At 70.7% G+C, this 386-nt stretch carries 1 pseudogene; it reads left to right on the forward strand.

Features of this window, described 5'->3' with window-relative positions:
• Positions 1-386 (forward strand): annotated as a pseudogene (locus tag MKK65_RS18570) (porin family protein); the annotation flags it as partial.

Raw genomic sequence — 386 nt, forward strand, 5'->3', positions numbered from 1 at the left:
TCTTCACCCCGGTGCCCGTGTTCACCTGGACCGGCGCCTACTTCGGTATCAACGCCGGCTACGCCTTCGACGCCAGCAGCCGCTCGAACAGCTCGGTCTTCGGCGTCCCCGCCGCCTTCGCCGCCGCCGGCACCACCGCCACCTTCCGCGACCGCAGCCAGGACGGCTTCTCCGGCGGCGCCCAGGTCGGCTACAACTACCAGTTCACCCCGGGTTCGGGCGTAGTCGTCGGCATCGAGGCCGATGCCCAGTACCTCGACTTCGGCCGCAACCGGAACAACGCCTTCATCAGCGGCGCCGTGGCCCCGGGCTACTACGTCACCGACCCGCGCGGCCTGTCGAGCCTCGACTACTTCGGCACCGTGCGCGGCCGCCTCGGCTACGCC

The sequence above is a fragment of the Methylobacterium sp. J-001 genome, from assembly GCF_022829565.1.
Classification (GTDB): domain Bacteria; phylum Pseudomonadota; class Alphaproteobacteria; order Rhizobiales; family Beijerinckiaceae; genus Methylobacterium.